We start from the raw sequence: 23,221 nt of genomic DNA on the forward strand, positions 1-23,221 counted from the left end.
GGCGCGACTCCTTTATTGATTTCAGGCAACCCGGTAACCCGGACGGACGATCTTCATGCTCAGCACGCAGGTCAGGGCAAACGGCACGAGCATGGCGATCAGCATCCCGATGACGAACATCGGGATGAACTGCGGAACGATCGAGATGAAACCGGGCAGGCCACCGACGCCGATGGCCGAGGCCTGGATCTTGTTCAGCGAGAGGAACATGCAACCCAGCGCCGAACCGGCCAGCGCGGCGTAAAACGGGAATTTGTAGCGCAGGTTGACGCCGAACATCGCCGGCTCGGTGATGCCGAAATACGCAGAAATCGCCGAGGTCGAGGCCATGCTCTTGTCCCGCGCATTGCGCGTCATCCAGAACACCGCCAGGGCCGCACTGCCCTGCGCCAGATTGGACATGACAATCATCGGCCAGATGAAGGTGCCGCCCTGGCTCGAAATCAATTGCAGGTCCACGGCGAGGAACATGTGGTGCATGCCGGTGATCACCAGCGGCGCATATAACAGGCCGAAAATCAGACCGCCCACCAGCGGCGCCAGATCGAACAGCATCACCAGCCCTTCGGTGATGTAGATGCCGATATGCCGGGTCACCGGACCGATGATCGCCAACGCCAGCACGCCAGTGACAACGATGGTGGTGATCGGCACCACCAGCAACTGCACCGCGTTGGGCACGCGTGCGCGCAGCCATTTTTCGATCACGCTCATTACGTACGCCGCCAGCAGGATCGGCAGGATCTGCCCCTGGTAACCGACCTTTTCCACCTGAAACAGACCGAGGATGTCGAAGTACGGCAGTTGCTGCCCATCCAGCCCGGCCACGGCCTTGCCGTAATTCCAGGCGTTGAGCAGATCCGGGTGCACCAGCATCAGTCCGAGGACGATGCCGAGGATTTCGCTGCCGCCGAAACGCTTGGCCGCCGACCAGCCGACCAGCGCCGGAAGGAACACGAACGAGGTGTTGGCCATCAGATTGATCAGGCTCCACAACCCGTCGAGGTTGGGATAGGCATCGAGCAGGGTCTGGCCCTCGATGAACATGCCCTTGGCGCCGAGCAGGTTGTTGATGCCCATCAACAGGCCGGCAATGATCAGCGCCGGCAGGATCGGCATGAACACATCGGAAAACACCCGCACCAGCCGCTGCATGGCGTTTATCTTCTCGGCGCTTTTCTGTTTAACGTCGGCGATGGTCGACGCCGCAAGGCCTGTCTGCTGGCGCAGTTCGGCATAAACCTTTTCAACATCACCCGGGCCGATGACCACTTGATACAACCCGCCGGTGAAGAACGAACCCTTGACCAGATCGACGCCATTGAGCGCGGCCACATTCACCAGCGCGGGGTTCTTCAGCGCCAGGCGCAAACGCGTGACGCAATGCGCCGCCTGCTCGATGTTGTCACGGCCACCAAGGCTTTCCAGCAGCTCCTTGGCGATGTTCGGATAGTCATGGCTCATGCTTGTTCTTCCGTCGTGGATTGTTGTTATGGGCAGCACGCCGAAACGAAAAATACTCGTCTGTACGAGTTAATGCAACAACTCGTCTGTACGAGTTTGCATCCGTGGATGAACGTCAGAAAAACGCGGATTCTTCCTACTCTGACCTAAGATGTTTTCCTTCGTCCGCATGGACAAACCCCTACCCTGCCCTTAAGGTTCGGGGTTTTGAGCACCGTCGGCACAGAGTCCAGCCATGAGCAAATACAACCAGATCTACAGCGATTTGCTTGCCAGTATCACCACCCAGCGCCTGGAGCGCGGCGCCCGGCTGCCTTCCGAAACCGAACTGATGGACACCTATCAGGCCAGCCGTGGCACGGTGCGCAAGGCCATCGACCAGTTGCAGGAGCGCGGTTTCGCTCAGAAGATTCACGGCAAAGGCGCGTTCGTGCTGTCGACCAACCCGATCGAATTCCAGCTCGGCGGCATCGTCAGCTTCCAGGAGACCCACCCGCGACTGGGCAACGACGTCAGCACCGAAGTGGTCGAGATGTGTCAGGTGCCGCTTGAAGGTGCATTGCTTGAACATATCAATGCCGAACCCGGCAGCCCGATCACCCGGATCAAGCGGGTACGGCGCATCGACGGCAAACGCGTCATCCTCGACATCAACCACTTCGTCAGCGACGTGATCCCCGACCTGTCAGCAGACATTGCCGAACATTCGATCTACGCCCACATCGAACAGACCCTGCAACTCCAGATCGCCTACGCCCAGCGCACCATCGAAGCCGTACCGTCCAGCAAGGACGACCAACAACACCTGGACCTCGACGGCCAGAGCCATGTCATCGTGGTCAGCAACCAGACCTTCCTGCAGGACGGCCGCCAGTTCGAATACACCGAATCGCGGCATACGCTGGACAAGTTCTATTTTTCGGATGTGGCGCGGCGCTGAGGCGATATCTTTCGATACGCAACACGCAATAGCCGAGTAACACCCTCCCCTTAAGCACATCGGTCACCTTCAGCCTTTGTGTCTCAAGGATGAACACCCGCATGACCGCTCCCGAACGTCGTCTGCTGCCAAACGCAGCGGACAAAACCGCCCTCAAGGCCATCGCCACGACCATTGTGCAGAACTGCCCAAGTCTGCTCGATGCGGCCCGGCAAGTTGCGATCGAACTGCTGACCGACAAAGGGCTATCCGGCCTCGATCCCGACCAGGTTTATTTCCATCGATTCAAAACGGCGCAAAGCAGCGCGCTGACCTTTACCGGTTGGGAACACTTGCTGGAAAAGCCTTATGAAACGCTCACCCTCACGCAGTTGGTGATCCATCGCTTTCGTGCGACCGATCAAGACAACGCAGATTTGCTGGGCCTTTACTGTGGCTTCTACTCGGATGGCCCGGACGCGGAGAATTTCAATCAGGACAACGAAGTGCGACTGCTTGGCAGCGATGTGCTGAAGGCATTCTGGGCCGTTGATTTCAGCACGCGTTACAGCGATCAATTGGCCAAATTCTGGCAAACCTCGTCGGAAGATTTCCGCGCCATGGCCAAGTGCAGTTTCCTCAGTCAGGCGGTGCAGGCGCTGCAACAGGGGGACGTTGACGGCAATGATTTTCAACGCATCGTCACCTCGCTGATCGGCCCCGTTACCTGGCCGGTAACCCTGCAAATGCTCCGATCGACGTACCCGGTCGGCGCGCAGGTGCGCACGCTGGATCTGGACGGTCACGTCGCCACCAACGTGCTGCGTCTGGTCGAAGACAGTGGCCGGCAGACCCTTTACCTGCCGGGACAAGCCCAGGCCTTTCGGTTGATGGACGCTGCGGCGGATCTGCACTGGTGGTTGCTCGAACAGATGAATTCAGAGCAGAAACGCCCTTTGTTTCTCAAGCACTTCTCGCTGGCTGACAGCAATCACATCACTGAGAACCTCACTGATCTGATGAACCGTTTGGTGAGCACCTGGGGCCACAGCGATCACCGGATGATCAACCGCAGCAACGTTGCGATCAGCGGTGACGCCTTCACGTGGTTAAGCGAGTCGACTCGCGCGGGCATGATTGCCGAGGCGCATCTGGTGCTCACGTCCAACAGTGAGCTACGCAGGAAACTCTGGACCGGGTATCTGAGCGCCGGGCTGAAAGTGTTCGGCCCGATGGCGGCCGTGGGCTGGCCGGTGGCTTTGCCCTTGATCGGCGCCGGCGTCGCAAACATGGGGCTGAACATCGATCAGGCGATCAACGGCATTACGGCGACCGAACGTAGAGCCGGGGTGATCGGTGCGGTGCTCAGCGCTATCGAAACCGTATTCAATGTGCCGTTCCTGATCGGCACCGGCGCGCAACTGGAAGTCGGGCCACAGGTCGAGTATGCCGAGGCTGAAGAGATGCGTGGTCTGGTCGAGCTTGCCTCGGCTGACACGCGATTATTGCCACCTGTGGATCCGCCACCCGTCACAGCGGCTGAAGAAGCGAGCAGCGAGTTGGCAAACGAGATACCCAGCGGGGCGACATTCGTCGACGTCACTGAGCCCTTGAATACGCCTGCTACACGGCAAGGTTCGACATTTCCACAAGTACCTGCCAGCTATCGATGCAACGAGTTACTTGCGCAACATTCCGTAGAGGCGACGCCGGGGAAATACGAAGGCATTTACCGCCTCGACAACGAGCCCGGTCATGCCATCGAAATGGATGGCGATGCCTATTACGTGCGCTACTTCGCCGACTCGCAGGACAGCGGCAACTGGGCAATCATCGATCCCGAGCGCCCCAACCAGTTCGCTTATTCGTTGCCGGTCCGCCTGGGAAGCGCTGGCAAGTGGGAGCGCATGCCTGCGCTGCGGCTGCGCGGAGGCGGCCAATGCGTGGGCAAGGCGTGTGCGCCGGAGACAGATTTGAGCCCTTCTGAGGCAACACCATCGGTGGATCTGCCACGCGTCGAACCGCTTCCAGGCGTTCCGTGCCCGCTGCGCCTGGTTACGGCGCTCAAAGATATTTCAGAGACGGAAAAACCCGGAATGAGGAGATGGGCAATGAACTTGCCCAACGCTTCTGCCGAGTCAACAAGCGCTGGACGCCGTTATTTACTGGCTACCGATCGTTATCAGGCGCATTTCAGCGAACAACGAACAGCACTGCTGAACAACGCCGGAGAATTCTTTCGAGAGCTGAAATGGACAAATCTGCCGGGACGGCCGCTCATTCCGCAAATCGATCCCTTGATGCAAACCGAAGAGCTGATAGATCTGATGTTTGCCAATACCGATGGACTGGCGGTCGGAGAAACCCTCGATCGCATCGCCAGCATGCGCTTCATGATCGAGAACATGCCAACGTTCGCGCGGCATATCAGAACGCTCTACGTGCGTGGATTGCTGAGTGATTTCGCCCAAGAGGACCTCAACCATTTCTACCTCTCTGGAGACATGTCAGAGGACCTCACTACCTATTTGTCCAGCCTGGGTACCGACCCTGAGAACCGGTTCAACATGCTCGAATTGATCAGGTCTGCCCAAGCCAATGGCGTCCGCGTCCATGGACTGGACGCAGCACAAACCTGCACGCTGAAAGTCCCACTCACTTCGATCGAAGAGCAGATGATCAAGACCCGCCTGGCAACGCAGATCATGGAGCGTGACAAGCTCCTCAACAGACCCGGCAAGTGGGTGGCTCTGGTCGATGCCACGAACACCAATACCTTCAGGGACCTGCCAGGCATAAGCGAACTCAGGGGCGGTATCGGTTTGCGCATCGAAGAAGTCTGGCCCGACGAGGCAGCCGACGTCAGGATTGACCCGGGAGTGGAAGTCGCTCGCGGTCCGTTTCACAACGGGGCGACGACAAGCAACGCCTTCGACCCTCTGTTCGCTGACCTGCGATTGCAGGTCAAGGCCCCCGTGCCGCCATGGAATGACGCTACGCTGGAAAAGCTTCTGCATCGCAATGGCATGTTCGTGATACGAAAAACAGAACCCGGCACATACACACTCGTGCGGCGCAACAGCGCCAGCAACATCGTGCAAACAAGGGTGCATTGCACCGCAGATGGCCGGTTTTATATCTGGGACCAGTCGATGCGCCGCATCACCGGCATGATATTCCGCGACATCGCCGCAGTAGCCGAGCGCCTGATTGAGCTCGGTATGACACTGCAAAGTCGTTTACCCGCCTGACCTGTTTGCAGGGGTCTGAAACGAAAAAACCCTTGGCTTCACGCCAAGGGTTTTTCGTTATTCGAACCGCAGCGGGATCACTCCCACTCAATCGTCGCCGGCGGCTTGCTCGACACGTCGTAAGTAACGCGCGAGATGCCTTCGATTTCGTTGATGATGCGGCCGGAAACGGTTTCCAGCAGTTCGTAAGGCAGGTGCGCCCAACGCGCGGTCATGAAGTCGATAGTTTCCACGGCACGCAGGGCCACGACCCAGGCGTAACGGCGGCCGTCACCGACCACGCCAACCGATTTGACTGGCTGGAATACTACGAACGCCTGGCTGACCTTGTGGTACCAGTCGGCCTTGCGCAATTCTTCGATGAAGATGTGGTCGGCGCGACGCAGCAGGTCGGCGTATTCCTTCTTCACTTCACCGAGGATGCGCACGCCCAGGCCCGGGCCCGGGAACGGGTGACGGTAGACCATGTCGTACGGCAGGCCGAGTTCCAGGCCCAGACGACGGACTTCGTCCTTGAACAGCTCGCGCAGTGGCTCGACCAGTTTCAGGTTCATTTCTTCCGGCAGGCCGCCCACGTTGTGGTGTGACTTGATCACGTGGGCCTTGCCGCTTTTCGCGCCAGCCGACTCGATCACGTCCGGGTAGATGGTGCCCTGAGCGAGGTACTTGATGTTGTCCAGCTTGCAGGACTCGGCATCGAACACGTCAATGAAAGTGCGGCCGATGATCTTGCGCTTCTTCTCCGGGTCGGCTTCGCCGGCCAGGTTGTTGAGGAACTGCTCCTCAGCGTTGGCGCGGATTACCTTGACGCCCATGTTCTCGGCGAACATGGCCATCACTTGCTCGCCTTCGTGCAGACGCAGCAGGCCGTTGTCGACGAAAACGCAGGTCAGCTGATCGCCGATGGCCTTGTGCAGCAGCGCGGCAACCACCGAGGAGTCAACGCCACCGGACAGACCCAGCAGCACGTTGTCGGTGCCGACCTGGGCGCGGATGTTGGCGATGGCGTCTTCAGCGATCTTCGACGGCGTCCACAGGGCTTCACAACCGCAGATGTCGAGGACGAAGCGCGACAGGATGCGACCGCCCTGTTTGGTGTGGGTCACTTCCGGGTGGAACTGCACGCCGTAGTAAGCGCGGTCGTCGTTGAACATACCGGCGATCGGGCAGCTTGGGGTGCTGGCGAGGATGTGGAAGTCTTCCGGCATCTTGGTGACTTTGTCACCGTGGCTCATCCACACGTCGAGGCCGAACAGGCCGTCGGCGTCGATGTGATCTTCGATGCCGTCGAGCAGGCGGCTCTTGCCGACCACGTCAACGCGGGCGTAACCGAACTCACGCAGTTCGGAACCTTCCACCTTGCCGCCCAGTTGCTCGGCCATGGTCTGCATGCCGTAGCAGATGCCGAATACCGGAACGCCCAGGTCGAACACTGCCTGCGGGCAGCGCGGGCTGTTGGCTTCGTGCACGGACTCGGGGCCGCCGGCGAGGATGACGCCTTTAGGGGCGAATTCGCGGATCGCATCTTCGTCCATGTCGAACGGGTGCAGTTCGCAGTACACGCCGATCTCGCGCACGCGGCGGGCAATCAGCTGGGTGTATTGCGAACCGAAGTCGAGGATCAGGATGCGGTGAGCGTGAATGTCGAGGGCCATGACTCATTCTCATGTAGTGAATCAGAAACAACTCGGGGCTGAATGAACAGCCCCGGTGATTTAACGTTTTGCTGGAAGCCTCAACCTACGCGGTAGTTCGGCGCTTCCTTGGTGATCTGCACGTCGTGAACGTGGGACTCGGCCATGCCGGCACCGGTGATCCGCACGAACTCGGGCTTGGTACGCATTTCTTCGATGTTGGCGCTGCCGGTGTAACCCATCGAGGAACGCAGGCCGCCCATCAACTGGTGAATGATCGCGCTCAGGGTGCCTTTGTACGGCACACGGCCTTCGATGCCTTCCGGAACCAGTTTCTCGGCACCGGCCGAGGAGTCCTGGAAGTAACGGTCGGACGAACCTTGAGCCTGGGACATGGCGCCCAGCGAACCCATGCCGCGATAAGCCTTGTACGAACGACCCTGGAACAGTTCGATCTCGCCCGGGGCCTCTTCGGTACCGGCGAACATCGAGCCCATCATCACGCAGGACGCACCGGCCACGATGGCCTTGGACAGGTCACCGGAGAAACGGATACCACCGTCGGCGATCAACGGCACGCCGGTGCCTTCAAGGGCGGCGGCGACGTTGGCGATGGCACTGATTTGCGGCACGCCGACACCGGCGACGATACGGGTGGTGCAGATCGAGCCAGGGCCGATACCGACCTTGACTGCGTCGGCGCCCGCTTCGGCCAGAGCCTTGGCGGCAGCGCCGGTGGCGATGTTGCCGCCGATCACCTGCACTTCAGGGAAGTTCTCTTTGACCCAGCGTACGCGGTCGATCACGCCTTTGGAGTGACCGTGTGCGGTGTCGACCACCACCACGTCCACGCCGGCATTGACCAGTGCGGTCACGCGATCGCCGGTGTCTTTACCGGTGCCGACCGCAGCGCCAACGCGCAGACGACCTTGATCGTCCTTGCTGGCCAGCGGGTAGGCCTTGGCTTTTTCGATGTCGTTGACGGTCATCATGCCTTTGAGGGCGAATTTGTCGTCGACGATCAACACGCGCTCGATGCGGTGCTTGTGCAGCAGTTCACGGACGTCGTTCTTGTCGGCGCCTTCCTTGACCGTGACCAGACGCTCTTTAGGCGTCATCACTTCGCGGACAGTGGCTTCCAGACGGTTTTCGAAACGTACGTCGCGGGAGGTGACGATGCCGACCAGGTCGCCATCGTGCAGGACCGGAACGCCGGAAATGTTGTGCAGACGGGTCAGTTCGAACAGATCACGCACCGTGGCATCGGCCTCGATGGTGATGGGATCCTTGACCACACCGGCTTCGAACTTCTTGACCTTGCGCACTTCGGCAGCTTGCTGCTCGATGGTCATGTTCTTGTGGATAATGCCGATGCCACCTTCCTGAGCCATGGCGATTGCCAGACGGGCTTCAGTAACGGTGTCCATAGCGGCAGAAACCAGAGGAATATTCAGTTCGATGCCACGGGTAAGACGGGTCTTGAGACTGACTTCGTTGGGAAGCACCTCGGAATAACCGGGCACTAGGAGAATGTCGTCGAATGTCAGAGCTTCTTGGCTGATACGCAGCATCGCGGGGGCTCCCGAGCGGGAAAATGGAAGCGCGCCATTATAGTCAGACACCCCCTGCTGTTCAATGTAAAACTCAGCCTAATTGATAGATGGAAAAGCCCGGCCCTACAGCTCCACCTTGACCCAAGAGACAGGTTGATCGAGCCAATCGGCGAACTCGTCGATAAAGCTCTGCTTGAACCCCGCCTCCAGCCAATTATTGAAAATGAAGCCGAGGTTGGAAAACGCGCATTCCTGCAAAAACAGGAAGCCGTTGATGTCGTCCTCGTGCCCGCACTCCGGGCAGGTGAAATTGTCGGTGCGGCCTGGAAACCAGTCTTCAAGACTTTCGAACAGCGCCTCGCCCACTTCGCGGCGGCACTCGGCGCAACCAGCCTCCTCGAGAAAGCCCTTGGCCGGTGTGTAGATGCAGCGTTTGGTGACGATCTCCAGGCCATTGATCGGCTCGCCGAACGGCAGCGCTTCGGGGTACAGCACCACGGCGCGAGCACCGTCGGCGATGGCATGGGCCATGCGGTTGCCGGTGCGGCCGCAGGTGGTCAGCTGTTCTTCGATGATGTTCTTGCGCACCAGCCAGCGCACGATCGCCCGCGCCCGGGGCTCGTGCACCGGCAGGGTGGAGATTTTCGGGACGATGATGCTTTGCGAGTTCATGGGAAATCCTGCGGTGTGACTTCTGACGCCTTCGCGAGCAGGCTCGCTCCCACATTCGAATGCAATCCCCTGTGGGAGCGAGCCTGCTCGCGAAGGCGCTCTAAAGGCCGGCAGCTTAATCCCTGAAGAAATCCGGTCAAGTGCTGAAATAGCGCACGATCAACGCGATGCCGCTAGCCAGCACCAGCCACGTCACCAGCCGCACAAACGCCTCGCGCGACAATTTCATGGTAAGCCGCCGGCCGATCCACAAGCCCAGCGCCATGGCCGGCAACAGACACAGCGCCAGCATCAACAAGGGTAGCTCGGCATACACACCGGCGATGACAAACAGACTCAAGCGCACCACGGTGCTGCAACTGATCAACGCACTTTGCGTAGCCCGCGCCGCGTCCTTGGGCAGGCGGCTGTTCAGATAGATCGCGTAAAGAAAGCCGCCACTGCCAAACAACGCGCCGAACAACCCGCCCACTGTGCCCATCGGCACCGCCCACGCTGCCGACAACTGTGCCGGCCGCGCTTTCACCCACAGGCTGTAAACCGCATAGGCGCTGATAAACAGCCCCATCAACAGCAGCAACAGATCGGATTTCAGGTTCAGCAGGAAGATCACCCCCAGCGTGCAGCCGATTGCCATGCACGGCAGCAGCCTGAGCAATTCCGGCTTGGCGACGTCCCGGCGCGAGGGCAGCAGATTGCCGAATGCCGCGACGAAATCGAGCAGCACCAGCAGCGGCACGATTTTCGACAGTGGCATGAACAGGATCAGCATCGGCCCCGCGACCAGCGCCGTGCCGAAACCGGCGATGCCGAATACGATGTAGGCCAAGGCGATGGCCACCCCGATGACCGCCCAACCGCCCGCGCCCCACGACCACGCCCCCAACAGCTCCATCATGCTCATCGTCCGCATCCTTTATAAGACCGCGCTGACTGTAGCCAGTAGCGGGCAGCACGACCAGATATCAAATTGATCCCATGTGGGAGCGAGCCTGCTCGCGAAGGCGGAGTGTCATTCCCCGTTGTTGTCCGCTGACACAATGCTTTCGCGAGCAGGCTCGCTCCCACAGGGTTTTGTGCGGCGTCATGGTGATTGGCGGGCAAATGCCTTTAAACTGCGCCCCATGATTAAAGATCCGTTTGCAAGACTTGGCCTGGACCGTGAAGTCCTGACCGTCAGCCAGCTCAACGGCCGCGCGCGGGTGTTGCTTGAAGACGTGTTCAGCAACATCTGGGTCGAAGGCGAAATTTCCAACCTCGCACGTCCGGCGTCCGGCCACGTCTACTTCACCCTCAAGGACAGCGGCGCGCAGGTGCGTTGCGCGTTGTTCCGGCAGAACGCCGCCCGCGTGCGCCAAGCGTTGAAGGACGGTCTGGCGGTCAAGGTGCGCGGCAAGGTTTCGCTGTTCGAAGGCCGTGGCGACTATCAGCTGATCCTCGACACCGTGGAGCCGGCCGGTGACGGCGCGCTGCGTCTGGCCTTCGATGCGCTGAAGGAAAAGCTCAGCGCCGAAGGCCTGTTCAGTGCCGAACGCAAAGTGCCGCTGCCCGCGCATCCGCAGCGCATCGGCATCATCAGTTCGCCAACCGGCGCGGTGATTCGCGACATCATCAGCGTGTTCCGCCGCCGTGCGCCGCAGGTGCAACTGACCCTGATTCCAACCGCCGTGCAGGGCCGCGAAGCCACCGCGCAGATTGTCCGCGCGCTGAAAATGGCCGATGCCCGTGGCTTTGACGCGTTGATCCTCGCCCGTGGCGGCGGCTCGCTGGAAGACCTCTGGTGCTTCAACGAGGAAGCGGTGGCGCGCGCGGTCGATGCCTGTGTCACGCCGATCGTCAGCGCCGTCGGCCATGAAACCGATGTTTCGATCAGCGATTTTGTCGCCGACGTTCGCGCCCCCACGCCCTCGGCCGCCGCCGAACTGCTCGCCCCGGATTCCAGCCATCTGATCCGTCAGGTCGAGAGCCTGCACCGGCGTCTGGTGATGCGCATGCGTGACCGCTTGATGCGTGATCGCCTGCGTCTCGAAGGCATGGCGCGACGGCTGCGGCATCCCGGCGAACGTCTGCGCCAGCAGGCGCAGCGTCTGGATGATCTGGACATGCGCATGCGCCGCGCATTCGAGCGCAGCCTCAATACGCGTCGAGAACGCCTGATCCGTCTGGAAACCCGTCTCGCCGGGCAACATCCGGGACGCCAATTGGCGATGCTTCGTCAGCGCCTCGACAGCCTCGCCGAGCGTCTGCCCCGAGCCATGCGCGATGCTTTGAAACAACGCCGGCAGCAACTGCACAGTCAGATGCAGACCCTGCACGTGGTCAGCCCATTGGCGACTCTCGGCCGCGGTTACAGCATCCTGCTCGACGAGCGTGGCCACGCGATCCGCAATGCTGCGCAGACCCACACCGGCCAGCGCCTGAAAGCCAAGCTCGGCGAAGGCGAACTGCAAGTGCGCGTCGAGGACAATCACCTGACGCCCGTCACCCTCTCTTTACTGGACTGATCCATGCCGCGTTTTCTCGCTTCGCTGCTGTTGCTCTGCCTGACCTTCAACGCCCACGCCGACAGTTACATCACCCGGCTGTTGAACAAACCGGTGCCGGGCGGCGTCGCCGTGGTGAATCTGGGCACTGCCGCGCAGGCGCCGAAAGCTACTTATCAGGGCAAACCGGTGCTGGTGGTCAAGGAGCAGAACAACTGGCTGGCAATCGTTGGCGTGCCGCTGACGGTCAAGCCCGGCGCGCAGCAGATCAGCAGTGGCGGGCGCAATCTGCCCTTCACCGTGGGCAGCAAGAAATATCCGGAACAGCACATCACCCTGAAGAACAAACAGCAGGTCAATCCGAACGCCGACAACCTCAAGCGCATCGAGGGTGAACTGGCGGAACAGATCGCGGCTTACCGCAGTTTCAGCCCGAACACGCCGAGCAATCTGCTGCTGGACAAACCGGTCAACGGGCCGCTGTCGAGCAAGTTTGGCGTGCGTCGTTTCTTCAATGGCGAAGAACGTAATCCTCATGCCGGTCTCGATTTCGCAGTGCCCGCGGGCACGCCGATCAAGACCCCGGCGGCGGGCAAGGTGATTCTGATCGGCAATTACTTCTTCAACGGCAACACGGTGTTCGTTGACCATGGCCAGGGCTTTATCAGCATGTTCTGCCACATGTCGAAGATCGACGTGAAGAACGGCCAGCAACTGGCCCGTGGCGCGGTGGTGGGCAAGGTCGGCGCGACCGGCCGCGCGACCGGGCCGCATATGCACTGGAACGTCAGCCTGAATGATGCGCGGGTGGATCCGGCGATTTTCATTGGTGCTTTCCAACCTTAAATATGTGTTGAGGCGACCGGCCTCTTCGCGAGCAGGCTCGCTCCCACAGGGGATCTTTGTTGTGAATAAGATCCAGTGTGGGAGCGAGCCTGCTCGCGAAGGCCGCCTATAAAACACCGCCATACTCAATGAATCTCCAAAAACTCAATTGCGCCCCAATCTAGCCTTACGCAAACATCAACAACTTCCACCGCCTAAAGCGCAATAAATTCCTGCAAAATCCCGCTTTCCGGGTATTCCTCTCAATTTTTTCCGACTGCTTGCCATCCTTTCCCCTCGCGGTTAGGGTTGAAGCCATGAAAACCTCTCACACCCTCATTCAGCTTCGCCAGCACCGCAGCCTGTGCCTCGTCAGCGCACGACTGCCAGGCTGAATCGCTGCGCCTCGTCCCACGCTTTTCCAAGAACATTCGTTCAACCGGCAGGCCGCCTCTTTTCGGCCCAGACAACAAGGAATTTCCCGATGAGCATGCTCAAAGACCCGTCTTCGAAATACCGCGCGTTTCCCGTCATCAACCTGCCGGATCGCACCTGGCCGTCGAAGACCATCGACGCCGCGCCGATCTGGTGCAGCTCCGACCTGCGTGACGGCAACCAGTCGCTGATCGAGCCAATGGACGCGGCGAAGAAGCTGCGCTTCTGGAAAACCCTGGTGCAGGTCGGTGTGAAGGAAATCGAAGCGTCGTTCCCCGCCGCGTCGCAAACCGACTTCGACTTCGTGCGTACCCTGATCGAAGAAGGCCACATCCCGGACGACACCACCATTCAGGTACTGACCCAGGGCCGTGAAGACCTGATCGAGCGCACTTTCGAATCGCTGCGCGGGGCGAAGAAAGCCATCGTTCACCTGTACAACGCCACCTCGCCTTCTTTCCGTCGCATCGTCTTCAACCAGGACAAGGACGGCATCAAGGCCATCGCGGTCAACGCTGCCAAGCTGTTCGTCAAATACGCAGCCATGCAGCCGGAAACCGAGTGGACCTTCGAATACTCGCCGGAAACCTTCAGCGCTACCGAGCTGGAATTCGCCAAGGAAGTCTGCGACGCCGTGATCGAGGTGTGGAACCCGACGCCTGAGCACAAGATGATCCTCAACCTGCCGGCCACGGTTGAATGCGCAACGCCGAACGTTTACGCCGACCAGATCGAGTGGTTCGGTCGCAACATCAACCGTCGCGACAGCGTGATCATCAGTCTGCACACCCATAACGACCGTGGCACTGGCGTCGCGGCCACCGAGCTGGGCCTGATGGCCGGCGCCGATCGCGTCGAAGGCTGCCTGTTCGGCAACGGCGAGCGCACCGGCAACGTCGACCTCGTCACCGTCGCGCTGAACATGTACACCCAGGGCGTCGACCCTGAGCTGGACTTCTCCGACATCGACGGCGTGCGCAAAGTCGTCGAAGAATGCAACCAGATCCAGGTGCATCCGCGTCACCCATATGTGGGCGACCTGGTGCACACCGCATTCTCCGGCTCGCACCAGGACGCAATCCGTAAGGGCTTCGCCCAGCAGAAACCGGACACCTTGTGGGAGGTGCCGTACCTGCCGATCGACCCTGCCGACATCGGTCGCAGCTACGAGGCGGTGATCCGCGTCAACAGCCAGTCGGGCAAGGGCGGCATCGCTTACTTGCTGGAACAGGAATACGGCATCAGCCTGCCACGCCGCATGCAGATCGAGTTCAGCCAGGTCGTACAGCGTGAGACCGACCGCCTGGGCCTGGAGATGACCGCCAAGCAGATTCACTCGCTGTTGATCAGCGAATATCTGCAGGCCAACACTCCTTATGCGCTGGTCAGCCATCGTTTGCAGGAAGAGAACGGCAACAGCGCCGTCGAAGTCGAAGTGGCCAGCAAAGGTCAGGGCGAAACCAACCTGCACTGGCGCGGCAAGGGCAACGGCGCGCTGGAAGCACTGGTCGCCGGCCTGCCGATTCCGGTGGAAATCATGGACTACAACGAACACGCGATCGGCGCGGGCACCAATGCCAAAGCAGCGGCCTACATCGAACTGCGGGTGAACGGTGAACGTGCGGTGCACGGCGTGGGTATCGATGAAAACATCACCACCGCAAGCTTCAAGGCATTGTTCAGCGCACTGAACCGCTCGCTGAGCCAGCCAGAGGCAAAAGCAGCGTAATCGACCGCTGAAATGCGAAAGGCCCCGGAGTGCAAGCTTCGGGGCCTTTTTTTGTAGATCAAAGGATGCGATCGTTCCCATGCTCCGCGTGGGAATGCCTCAAGGGACGCTCCGCGTCCAGTGACGCGGAGCGTCACGGGCTGCATTCCCACGCAGAGCGTGGGAACGATCGGCTGCCTCAGGTGAACTCAAACGTGTCGGCATCCAGATTCGCCGGAAAGCGCTCGCGATACGCCGCCAACGGCGCCGCTTCCAGAATCACCTTGAACACACCATCCGCCTCCCCCGCCGCCAGCAACGTCTCGCCCTGGAAATCCAGCACCTGACTGTCGCCGGTATAGGCGAAGCCTTTGCCATCGCTGCCCACCCGATTTACCGCTGCCACGTAGCAGAGATTTTCAATCGCTCGTGCCGGCAGCAGGCGGTTCCAGTGCAGACGCCGTGCGCCCGGCCAATTGGCGGTGTACAGCAGCAGATCGGTGTCCTGCGCGTCCCTGCTCCACACCGGGAAGCGCAGGTCGTAGCAGATCAGCGGACGAATCCGCCAACCCTTGAGCTCGAACTGCACCTGCCGCTCGCCGGGCGTGTAATGGTTGTGCTCGCCGGCCATGCGGAACAGGTGACGCTTGTCGTAATGCAGCACTTCGCCGTCCGGCCGCGCCCAGAGCAAGCGGTTGCGATGGCTGCCGTCGGCCGCCTGAATGATCACGCTGCCAGTGATGACCGCATCGAACTTGGCCGCCTGCGCCCGCAGCCATTTGCTGGTCGGGCCGTTTTCGGCTTCGGCGAGGGTTTCCGATTCCATCGAGAATCCGGTGGTGAACATCTCCGGCAGGATGATCAGATCAGCGCCCCGGGCCTGCTCCAGCAGCAGCTCGAAATGCTCGAGATTGGCCTGGCGGTCGTGCCAGACCAGGCTGGTCTGGATCAGCGCCAGGGTCAGGTCTGGCAATGCACTCAGATCACGCATAGTTTCGCCGCCGCTTCACGCAGCGTCTCCTCGCGTTTGGCAAAGCACAGGCGTATCAGGCGCTGGCCTTGCGGTGGATGCTGGTAGAACACCGACACCGGAATGCTCGCGACACCGTGCTCGCGAGTCATCCACATGGCCATTTCGACATCATTCAGATCAGGACGGATCTGCGAATAATCGACCAATTGGAAATAGGTGCCGGTGACTCGGGTAAAACTGAAGCGCGACGGCGCGAGCAGATCGCAGAACAGATCGCGCTTGGCCTGATAGAAACCCGGCAGCTCTTCAACGTGCTCCGGGTGCTCGGCCATGTAATCGGCCAGCGCGTATTGCAGCGGCGTGACGCCACAGAAACTGACGTACTGATGCACCTTGCGCAGCTCGGCCGTCAGCGCTGGCGGGGCGACGACGTAGCCGGTTTTCCAGCCGGTGACGTGGTACGTCTTGCCGAACGAACTGACCACGAACGCGCGCTGATACAGCTCTTCATGGGCCAGCACGCTGACATGCGGCACGCCGTCGAAAACCAAGTGCTCGTAGACTTCGTCGCTGATCAGATAGATGTCGCGATCGCGGATCAACGCCGCCAGTTGATCGAGCTCGGCGCGGCTTATCAACGCGCTGCTAGGGTTGTGCGGGGTGTTGATGACGATCATTTTCGTCCGCGGGCTCAGGGCCGCAGCGAGCTGGTCGAAATCGATGGAGAAATCGTCCGGATTCAGCTGCACATGCACGCAACGACCGCCCGCCAGCTCCGTCGCCGGGGCGTAGCTGTCGTAGCACGGATCGAACACGATGACTTCATCGCCACTGTGAATCACTGCCTGAATCGCGCAGAAGATTGCCTGAGTCGCACCGGGTGTTACCGTCACTTCATGATCGGCATCGACAGTCACGCCATAGCTGCGGGCGATCTTGGCCGCGATCTGCTGACGCAACGCCGGCAAACCGGTCATCGGCGAATACTGGTTATGGCCACTGGCGATATGCCGCCCGACCGCATCACGCAACGACTGCGGGCCGTCGAAATCCGGGAAACCCTGGGACAGGTTGATCGCGCCGGTCTGCGCCGCGAGCTGAGACATCTGCGTGAAAATAGTGATGCCGACATTCGGCAGCTTGCTGGTGATCATCGGGGGTTCTCTGCTCAACACCCGGCTCTGACGACGGCGCGGGAGAGCCCGAGGATAGCCCATCCGGCGCCCATAAAAAAAGGGCGCCAAACGGCGCCCTTCTCTCATTGAACAAACCCAATCCTGTGGCGAGGGGATTTATCCCCGTTCCGGCTGCGAAGCAGTCGCAAACCCGTTGAATGCGGTTTGACTGATACACCGCGGACACAGGTTTTGGGGCTGCTGCGCAGCCCATCGGGGATAAATCCCCTCGCCACAAAAGCCCCACACAAAATTGTGCAGGGCCTCGGATCACTTCTTGTCGCGGCGCTTCTTGCTGGCTTTCTTGTTGTGCGACATCAAGCGACGCTTCTTGTTGACCTGGCGGTCGGTCAGCGTGTTCTTGTTGCCTTCGTACGGGTTCTCGCCGCCCTTGAACTCGATGCGGATCGGCGTACCGACCAGCTTGAGTACACGGCGGTAAGTGTTTTCCAGATAGCGCACATACGACTTCGGCACTTTCTCGATCTGGTTACCGTGGATCACGATGATCGGCGGGTTCGCACCACCCAAGTGAGCGTAACGCAGCTTGATCCGGCGGTTGTTGACCATCGGTGGCGCGTGCTCGCCCACCGCATCTTCCAGAATCTGGGTGAGACGGTTGGTCGGCCAGCGGGTAACCGCCGACTTGAACGAGTTCTGCACCGAGGCGTAGAGGTTGCCCACGCCCGTGCCGTGCAACGCCGAGATGAAGTGAATGTCGGCGTAGTCGACGAAGAACAGCCGACGTTGCAGCTCGACTTTGACGAAGTCGCGCTCGCTCGGCGTCATGCCGTCCCACTTGTTGATCGCGATGACCAGCGCACGACCGGATTCGATCGCGAAGCCCAGCAGGTTCAAGTCGTGATCGACCACACCCTCGCGGGCGTCCATCACGAAGATCACCACGTTGGCGTCTTTGATCGCCTGCAGGGTTTTGACCACGGAGAATTTTTCGACTTCTTCGTGGATCTTGCCGCGCTTGCGCACACCGGCAGTGTCGATCAGCGTGTACTTCTCTTCATTGCGCTCGAACGGAATGTAGATGCTGTCGCGGGTGGTGCCCGGCTGGTCATACACGATGACCCGGTCTTCACCGAGCATGCGGTTGACCAGAGTCGACTTGCCGACGTTCGGACGACCGATGATGGCAATCTTGATCCCGTCTTTTTCGCTCGGACCAGGAATGCGCTTGGCTTCCTCGCCTTCGGCAACGACTTCTTCCTCTTCGCCTTCAGCCGGCTCGTCATCATCGCGCGGGAATTCGCTCAGAGCGGCTTCCAGCAATTGCGTGATGCCACGGCCATGGGCGCCGGCGATCGGGATCGCGTGGCCCATGCCCAGCGGGGCGAATTCGGCGCGGGCCATTTCCGGGTCGATGTTGTCGACCTTGTTGGCAACCACGTGGGAACGCTTGTTACGTTTGCGCAAATGCTCGGCGATCATCTGGTCGGCAGCGGTAAAACCGGCCTTGGCATCTACCAGAAACAGCACCACATCGGCTTCTTCGATGGCCAGCAGCGACTGCTCGGCCATTTTTTCGTCCATACCATGTTCGTCACCGGAGATACCGCCGGTGTCGATCAGAATGTAGGAACGCCCTTGCCACTTGGCCTCACCGTACTGGCGATCACGGGTCAGACCGGACAGGTCGCCGACGATGGCGTCACGCGTCCTGGTCAGGCGGTTGAACAAGGTGGACTTGCCGACGTTCGGTCGGCCCACCAGGGCGATTACGGGAACCATGCGGCTCTCCACTTCGTTATTTCAGAAAATACAAAAGCCGCTGCGAGGCAGCGGCTGGTGCTCGGGGCAACACCCGGGGGCGCTGCAAACCCTGCTGATGCAGGGCCGCTTGGGGATGAACCCCAAGCATAGTTGTTACTTGATGGTCAGGGCTTCCAGTTTGCCGCTGTTGCCATACACATAAATCGTGTCGCCCACCACCAGCGGACGGGCACGCAGGCCGTCGCTGTCGATGCGCTCACGGCCGACGAAACGACCGTCGACCTGACTCAGCAGATGCAGATAACCTTCCAGGTCACCCACAGCTACGTAGCTGGAGAACACTTCCGGTGCCGACAGTTGACGGCGAGCCAGTGAATCGTTGCTCCACAGTGCGGTGGTGGAACGCTCGTCGACGCCTTCAACGGTGCCCGAAGACAGGCTCACGTAGACGCTGCCGAAACCTTGAGCGATACCGGCGTAGCTCGACGCATCGCGCTGCCACAGTTGACGACCGCTTTCCAGGTCCAGTGCCGCAACGCGACCCTGATAACTGGCCACATACAGCGTGCCGCCGGACAGCAGCAGGCCGCCGTCGATGTCGACCACGCGCTCCAGCTCCGAACGACCCTGTGGAATGGCGATGCGTTGTTCCCACACCGGCACGCCGTTGGAGATATCCAGCGCGACCACTTTACCGGTCGACAGGCCAGCTACGGCCAGACGGTTGGTGACCAGCGGAGCACTGGTGCCACGCAGGGTCAGGACCGCGGGGGTGCTGTCATACACCCAGCGCTGGTTGCCGGTGGCAGCGTCCAGACCGATCAGACGATCGTCCTGGGTCTGCACAACGACCACGTCGCCATTGTTGGCCGGCGGCGCGAGGACTTCACTGTTGACGCGGGCACGCCACTTCTCTTCACCATTGCTAGTGTCCAGAGCGACGACTTCGCCACGCAGGGTACCGATCAGTACCAGACCGTAACCCACGCCAACGGCGCCGGAGACAGGCAGTTCCAGATCCTGGTCCCACTTCACGTCGCCGTTGCTGCGATCCAGCGCCATCACCACACCGGTCACATCAGCGGCGTAGATGGTGTCACCGTCGATCGCCGGCACCAGCATGTTGTAGGTTTCGCCCTGACCGTCACCGATCGAGCGGCTCCACTGCTTCTGCAGAACGACTTCTTCTTTGAAGTCGGTCAGTTCGGCTGGTGGCAATTCTTTCTTGCTGTTGCTGCTGCAACCCGCGGCCAGAAGGGCCAGAGCCAGCAATGCTGCATGCTTCCAACGGATCACGTCACGCATCCCCTTTGGCCAGGTCGTCGAGCTTGATTTGAAGGCCACCGACCGCCGCTTCATCCGACAGTGCCGCCTTGGCTTTTTGATACGCCTTGTTCGCGTCATCGGTACGGCCCAAGCGCACCAGCAGGTCGCCCTTGAGTTCCTCGCGAGTGGCCAGGAACGCTTTGTCGGCATCGCCGTCGAGCAGTTTCAGGGCGTCCTCGGCCTTGTCCTGCGCGCCCAGTACCTGCGCCAGACGCTGACGGGCGATCTCGCCCAGCGCCGGGTTGGCCGGTTTATCGACGATGGCTTTGAGTTCGGTTGCCGCGTCGTCCAGCTTGCCGCTGTCGACCGCTACTTTGGCGACGAACAGGCTGCCGTACTGCGCATAGGCCGAACCGCCGTATTCGCTGTTGAGCTTGCCGGCCAGGTCCGCAACGCGGGCGGCATCAGGCTTGCCGTCAGGCGTCAGCGTGGTTTCCAGCAATTGCTGATAGAGCACCGAGGCGCCTTGCGACTGGTTGCTCTGGTATTTGTGCCAGGCCTGCCAGCCGAACACGATGACCAGCGCCAACAGGCCGCCGGTGACCAGAGGTTTGCCGTTGCGTGTCCACCAGTCCTTCAAATCCGCCAACTGTTCGTCTTCGGTACTCGACACCCCAATACTCCTTAATCGCTAAATCGGCTGTTAAGACAGCTTCAACCCTGCACGACGCAGGTGGCCAGGTGAGCGGCGAGCGCATCCCAGGCAATGCTTTGTTGTTCGCCCTGGCCACGCAGGGGTTTGAAACCTACCACTTGCTGGGCCATTTCGTCGTCACCGAGGATCAATGCGTACAGCGCACCGCTCTTGTCGGCCTTCTTGAACTGGCTTTTGAAACTGCCGGCGCCGGCATTGACTTGCAGGCGCAGGTTTGGAAGTTCATTGCGAACCCGTTCGGCCAGGGCCAGACCGGCCAGCTCGGCTTCTTCACCGAAGGCGCAGAGGTAGACGTCGACCTGACGGGAAATTTCCTGCGGGATCTGCTCAAGGGTTTCGAGCATCAATACCAGACGCTCGATGCCCATGGCGAAACCGACGCCCGGGGTTGGCTTGCCGCCCATCTGCTCGACCAGCCCGTCGTAACGGCCGCCCGCGCACACGGTGCCCTGGGCGCCGAGCTTGTCGGTGACCCATTCGAAAACGGTTTTGCTGTAGTAATCGAGGCCACGCACAAGTTTCGGGTTGAGCACGTAAGGAATGCCGACGGCATCCAGACGCGCCTTCAGGCCTTCGAAGTGAGCGCGGGACTCGTCGTCGAGGTAATCGGCCATTTTCGGCGCATCGACCAGCACGGCCTGGGTGTCGGCATTTTTCGTGTCGAGCACGCGCAGCGGATTGGTTTTCAGACGACGCTGGCTGTCTTCGTCGAGCTTGTCGTGGTGCGCCAAGAGGTACTCGACCAGCGCTTCACGATAGCGACCACGAGATTCGCTGGTGCCGAGGCTGTTGAGTTCGAGCTTGACCGCATCACGGATGCCCAGCTCGCCCCACAGGCGCCAGGTCATGATGATCAGCTCGGCGTCGATGTCCGGACCGTCGAGGTTGAACACCTCCAGACCGATCTGGTGAAACTGACGATAACGGCCTTTCTGCGGACGCTCGTGGCGGAACATCGGGCCGATGTACCAGAGTTTCTGCACCTGACCACCGCCGGTGATGCCGTGCTCGAGTACGGCACGCACGCACGCCGCGGTACCTTCCGGACGCAAGGTCAGGGAGTCGCCGTTGCGGTCTTCGAAGGTGTACATCTCTTTTTCGACGATGTCGGTCACTTCGCCGATCGAGCGCTTGAACAGCTCGGTGAACTCGACGATCGGCATGCGGATCTGCTTGTAACCGTAGTTATCCAGCAGACGCGCCACAGTGCCTTCGAAATAACGCCACAGCGGGGTCTGTTCGGGCAGGATGTCGTTCATGCCACGAATGGCTTGCAGAGACTTGCTCACAAAATTTCCTTAATTCGTTCGATCAGCCGCGCGCGATAACGGCAGCGTCAGCTTCGACCTTTTCGGCCGCTTTCTGGCGGATCAGCTTTTCCAGCTCGTCCACCAGATTGTCATTCGTCAGCTTCTGCGACGGCTTGCCGTCGATGTAAATCAGGTTTGGCGTGCCGCCGGTCAAGCCGATATGGGCTTCCTTGGCTTCGCCGGGGCCGTTGACCACGCAACCGATGACCGCGACATCCAGCGGCACCAGCAGGTCTTCAAGGCGCCCTTCCAGCTCGTTCATGGTCTTGACCACATCGAAGTTCTGCCGCGAGCAGCTCGGGCAGGCGATGAAGTTGATGCCACGGGAACGCAGATGCAAAGACTTGAGAATGTCGTAACCGACCTTCACTTCCTCGACCGGGTCGGCCGCCAGCGAGATGCGGATAGTATCGCCAATCCCTTCGGCGAGCAGCATACCTAGGCCCACGGCGGATTTCACCGTGCCCGAACGCAAACCGCCAGCTTCAGTGATGCCGAGGTGCAGCGGCTGGACGATTTCTTTCGCCAGCAAACGGTACGCTTCGACGGCCATGAACACGTCGGAGGCCTTAACGCTGACCTTGAAGTCCTGGAAATTCAGGCGTTCAAGGTGTTCAACGTGGCGCAAAGCGGACTCGACCAGCGCCGCCGGGGTCGGCTCGCCGTATTTCTTTTGCAGGTCTTTTTCCAGGGAACCGGCATTGACGCCGATGCGGATCGGAATGCCGCGATCACGGGCAGCATCGACCACGGCACGCACGCGGTCTTCGCGACCGATGTTGCCCGGGTTGATGCGCAGGCAGTCCACACCCAGTTCGGCCACGCGCAAGGCGATTTTGTAGTCGAAGTGGATGTCAGCCACCAACGGCACTTTGACCAGTTGCTTGATCTTGCCGAACGCCTCGGCGGCGTCCATGTCCGGCACCGAGACGCGAACGATGTCGACGCCGGCGGCTTCCAGACGATTGATCTGCGCCACGGTCGCAGCGACATCATTGGTATCGCTGTTGGTCATGCTCTGCACAGCGATCGGCGCGTCGCCGCCCACCGGTACGTTGCCGACCCAGATCTTGCGCGATTCGCGACGTTTGATTGGAGATTCGCCGTGCATGA

General features: G+C 60.4%; 17 protein-coding genes. 5 read left to right on the forward strand and 12 right to left on the reverse strand.

The window, feature by feature from the left end; translation table 11 throughout:
• Positions 1-21 precede the first annotated feature (21 nt).
• The gene (treP, locus tag OK411_RS22695) at positions 22-1,464 is read right to left on the reverse strand and encodes a PTS system trehalose-specific EIIBC component (RefSeq protein WP_024014201.1); all 1,443 of its coding nucleotides are present in this window, start codon (positions 1,462-1,464) and stop codon (positions 22-24) included.
• A gap of 235 nt (positions 1,465-1,699) precedes the next feature.
• Here treP and treR point away from each other — a divergent pair, with 235 nt between their 5' ends.
• Positions 1,700-2,404 carry a trehalose operon repressor gene (gene treR, locus OK411_RS22700; RefSeq protein ID WP_016773346.1) on the forward strand — a complete coding sequence of 235 codons (705 nt, stop codon included), beginning with the start codon at positions 1,700-1,702 and terminating at the stop codon, positions 2,402-2,404.
• Between the two features lie 101 nt (positions 2,405-2,505).
• Positions 2,506-5,634, forward strand: coding sequence for a membrane-targeted effector domain-containing toxin (locus OK411_RS22705; RefSeq protein WP_264365728.1), 3,129 nt, complete (start codon positions 2,506-2,508; stop codon positions 5,632-5,634).
• 77 nt (positions 5,635-5,711) lie between these two features.
• On the opposite strand, the gene guaA is transcribed toward OK411_RS22705, so the two are convergent.
• From guaA to OK411_RS22725, 4 genes are all read right to left on the reverse strand, one after another.
• The gene (gene guaA, locus OK411_RS22710; protein WP_016773344.1) at positions 5,712-7,289 is read right to left on the reverse strand and encodes a glutamine-hydrolyzing GMP synthase; all 1,578 of its coding nucleotides are present in this window, start codon (positions 7,287-7,289) and stop codon (positions 5,712-5,714) included.
• 80 nt (positions 7,290-7,369) lie between these two features.
• The gene (gene guaB, locus OK411_RS22715) at positions 7,370-8,839 is read right to left on the reverse strand and encodes an IMP dehydrogenase (protein ID WP_016773343.1); all 1,470 of its coding nucleotides are present in this window, start codon (positions 8,837-8,839) and stop codon (positions 7,370-7,372) included.
• Between the two features lie 105 nt (positions 8,840-8,944).
• The gene (locus OK411_RS22720; protein ID WP_016773342.1) at positions 8,945-9,493 is read right to left on the reverse strand and encodes a hypothetical protein; all 549 of its coding nucleotides are present in this window, start codon (positions 9,491-9,493) and stop codon (positions 8,945-8,947) included.
• Positions 9,494-9,629: 136 nt separating this feature from the next.
• Positions 9,630-10,397, reverse strand: coding sequence for a sulfite exporter TauE/SafE family protein (locus OK411_RS22725; protein WP_136492760.1), 768 nt, complete (start codon positions 10,395-10,397; stop codon positions 9,630-9,632).
• 220 nt (positions 10,398-10,617) lie between these two features.
• On the opposite strand from OK411_RS22725, the gene xseA reads away from it, so the two are divergent.
• The 3 genes from xseA (at position 10,618) to leuA (ending at position 14,965) form a co-directional block, all read left to right on the forward strand.
• The gene (gene xseA, locus OK411_RS22730; RefSeq protein ID WP_024014206.1) at positions 10,618-11,997 is read left to right on the forward strand and encodes an exodeoxyribonuclease VII large subunit; all 1,380 of its coding nucleotides are present in this window, start codon (positions 10,618-10,620) and stop codon (positions 11,995-11,997) included.
• A gap of 3 nt (positions 11,998-12,000) precedes the next feature.
• The gene (locus OK411_RS22735) at positions 12,001-12,822 is read left to right on the forward strand and encodes a peptidoglycan DD-metalloendopeptidase family protein (RefSeq protein WP_264365729.1); all 822 of its coding nucleotides are present in this window, start codon (positions 12,001-12,003) and stop codon (positions 12,820-12,822) included.
• Positions 12,823-13,285: 463 nt separating this feature from the next.
• Complete coding sequence (leuA, locus tag OK411_RS22740; RefSeq protein WP_016773339.1) at positions 13,286-14,965, forward strand: 2-isopropylmalate synthase; 1,680 nt, start codon at positions 13,286-13,288, stop codon at positions 14,963-14,965.
• A 178-nt stretch (positions 14,966-15,143) separates the two neighbouring features.
• Here the strand turns inward: leuA and OK411_RS22745 are convergent, their stop codons facing one another.
• The 7 genes from OK411_RS22745 to ispG form a co-directional block, all read right to left on the reverse strand.
• Positions 15,144-15,935, reverse strand: coding sequence for an amidohydrolase (locus OK411_RS22745; RefSeq protein WP_123444226.1), 792 nt, complete (start codon positions 15,933-15,935; stop codon positions 15,144-15,146).
• Positions 15,923-17,071: a pyridoxal phosphate-dependent aminotransferase gene (locus OK411_RS22750; RefSeq protein ID WP_264365730.1), complete on the reverse strand. Its 1,149-nt coding sequence runs from the start codon at positions 17,069-17,071 to the stop codon at positions 15,923-15,925. Before OK411_RS22750 ends, OK411_RS22745 begins: the two co-directional genes overlap by 13 nt.
• 291 nt (positions 17,072-17,362) lie before the next feature.
• Positions 17,363-18,835: a ribosome biogenesis GTPase Der gene (der, locus tag OK411_RS22755; protein ID WP_024014210.1), complete on the reverse strand. Its 1,473-nt coding sequence runs from the start codon at positions 18,833-18,835 to the stop codon at positions 17,363-17,365.
• A 135-nt stretch (positions 18,836-18,970) separates the two neighbouring features.
• Entirely contained in the window at positions 18,971-20,122 is a 1,152-nt protein-coding gene (gene bamB, locus OK411_RS22760) for an outer membrane protein assembly factor BamB (RefSeq protein WP_016773335.1), read from the reverse strand.
• The gene (locus OK411_RS22765) at positions 20,115-20,756 is read right to left on the reverse strand and encodes a tetratricopeptide repeat protein (protein WP_056790153.1); all 642 of its coding nucleotides are present in this window, start codon (positions 20,754-20,756) and stop codon (positions 20,115-20,117) included. The genes bamB and OK411_RS22765 overlap by 8 nt, the downstream gene beginning before the upstream one ends.
• Positions 20,757-20,797: 41 nt before the next feature.
• Positions 20,798-22,087, reverse strand: a complete 1,290-nt coding sequence (hisS, locus tag OK411_RS22770; RefSeq protein ID WP_264365731.1) for a histidine--tRNA ligase — start codon at positions 22,085-22,087, stop codon at positions 20,798-20,800.
• Between the two features lie 22 nt (positions 22,088-22,109).
• Positions 22,110-23,219, reverse strand: a complete 1,110-nt coding sequence (ispG, locus tag OK411_RS22775; RefSeq protein ID WP_016773332.1) for a flavodoxin-dependent (E)-4-hydroxy-3-methylbut-2-enyl-diphosphate synthase — start codon at positions 23,217-23,219, stop codon at positions 22,110-22,112.
• Positions 23,220-23,221: the final 2 nt, after the last annotated feature.

This window comes from Pseudomonas sp. RG1 (assembly GCF_025910115.1).
Lineage (GTDB): Bacteria > Pseudomonadota > Gammaproteobacteria > Pseudomonadales > Pseudomonadaceae > Aquipseudomonas > Aquipseudomonas atacamensis.

Coding starts and splice junctions, on each gene's coding strand:
- treP (WP_024014201.1), bottom strand. CDS start 1,464: ATGAGCCATGACTATCCGAACATCGCCAAGGAGCTGCTGGAAAGCCTT.
- treR (WP_016773346.1), top strand. CDS start 1,700: ATGAGCAAATACAACCAGATCTACAGCGATTTGCTTGCCAGTATCACC.
- OK411_RS22705 (WP_264365728.1), top strand. CDS start 2,506: ATGACCGCTCCCGAACGTCGTCTGCTGCCAAACGCAGCGGACAAAACC.
- guaA (WP_016773344.1), bottom strand. CDS start 7,289: ATGGCCCTCGACATTCACGCTCACCGCATCCTGATCCTCGACTTCGGT.
- guaB (WP_016773343.1), bottom strand. CDS start 8,839: ATGCTGCGTATCAGCCAAGAAGCTCTGACATTCGACGACATTCTCCTA.
- OK411_RS22720 (WP_016773342.1), bottom strand. CDS start 9,493: ATGAACTCGCAAAGCATCATCGTCCCGAAAATCTCCACCCTGCCGGTG.
- OK411_RS22725 (WP_136492760.1), bottom strand. CDS start 10,397: ATGAGCATGATGGAGCTGTTGGGGGCGTGGTCGTGGGGCGCGGGCGGT.
- xseA (WP_024014206.1), top strand. CDS start 10,618: ATGATTAAAGATCCGTTTGCAAGACTTGGCCTGGACCGTGAAGTCCTG.
- OK411_RS22735 (WP_264365729.1), top strand. CDS start 12,001: ATGCCGCGTTTTCTCGCTTCGCTGCTGTTGCTCTGCCTGACCTTCAAC.
- leuA (WP_016773339.1), top strand. CDS start 13,286: ATGAGCATGCTCAAAGACCCGTCTTCGAAATACCGCGCGTTTCCCGTC.
- OK411_RS22745 (WP_123444226.1), bottom strand. CDS start 15,935: ATGCGTGATCTGAGTGCATTGCCAGACCTGACCCTGGCGCTGATCCAG.
- OK411_RS22750 (WP_264365730.1), bottom strand. CDS start 17,071: ATGATCACCAGCAAGCTGCCGAATGTCGGCATCACTATTTTCACGCAG.
- der (WP_024014210.1), bottom strand. CDS start 18,835: ATGGTTCCCGTAATCGCCCTGGTGGGCCGACCGAACGTCGGCAAGTCC.
- bamB (WP_016773335.1), bottom strand. CDS start 20,122: ATGCGTGACGTGATCCGTTGGAAGCATGCAGCATTGCTGGCTCTGGCC.
- ispG (WP_016773332.1), bottom strand. CDS start 23,219: ATGCACGGCGAATCTCCAATCAAACGTCGCGAATCGCGCAAGATCTGG.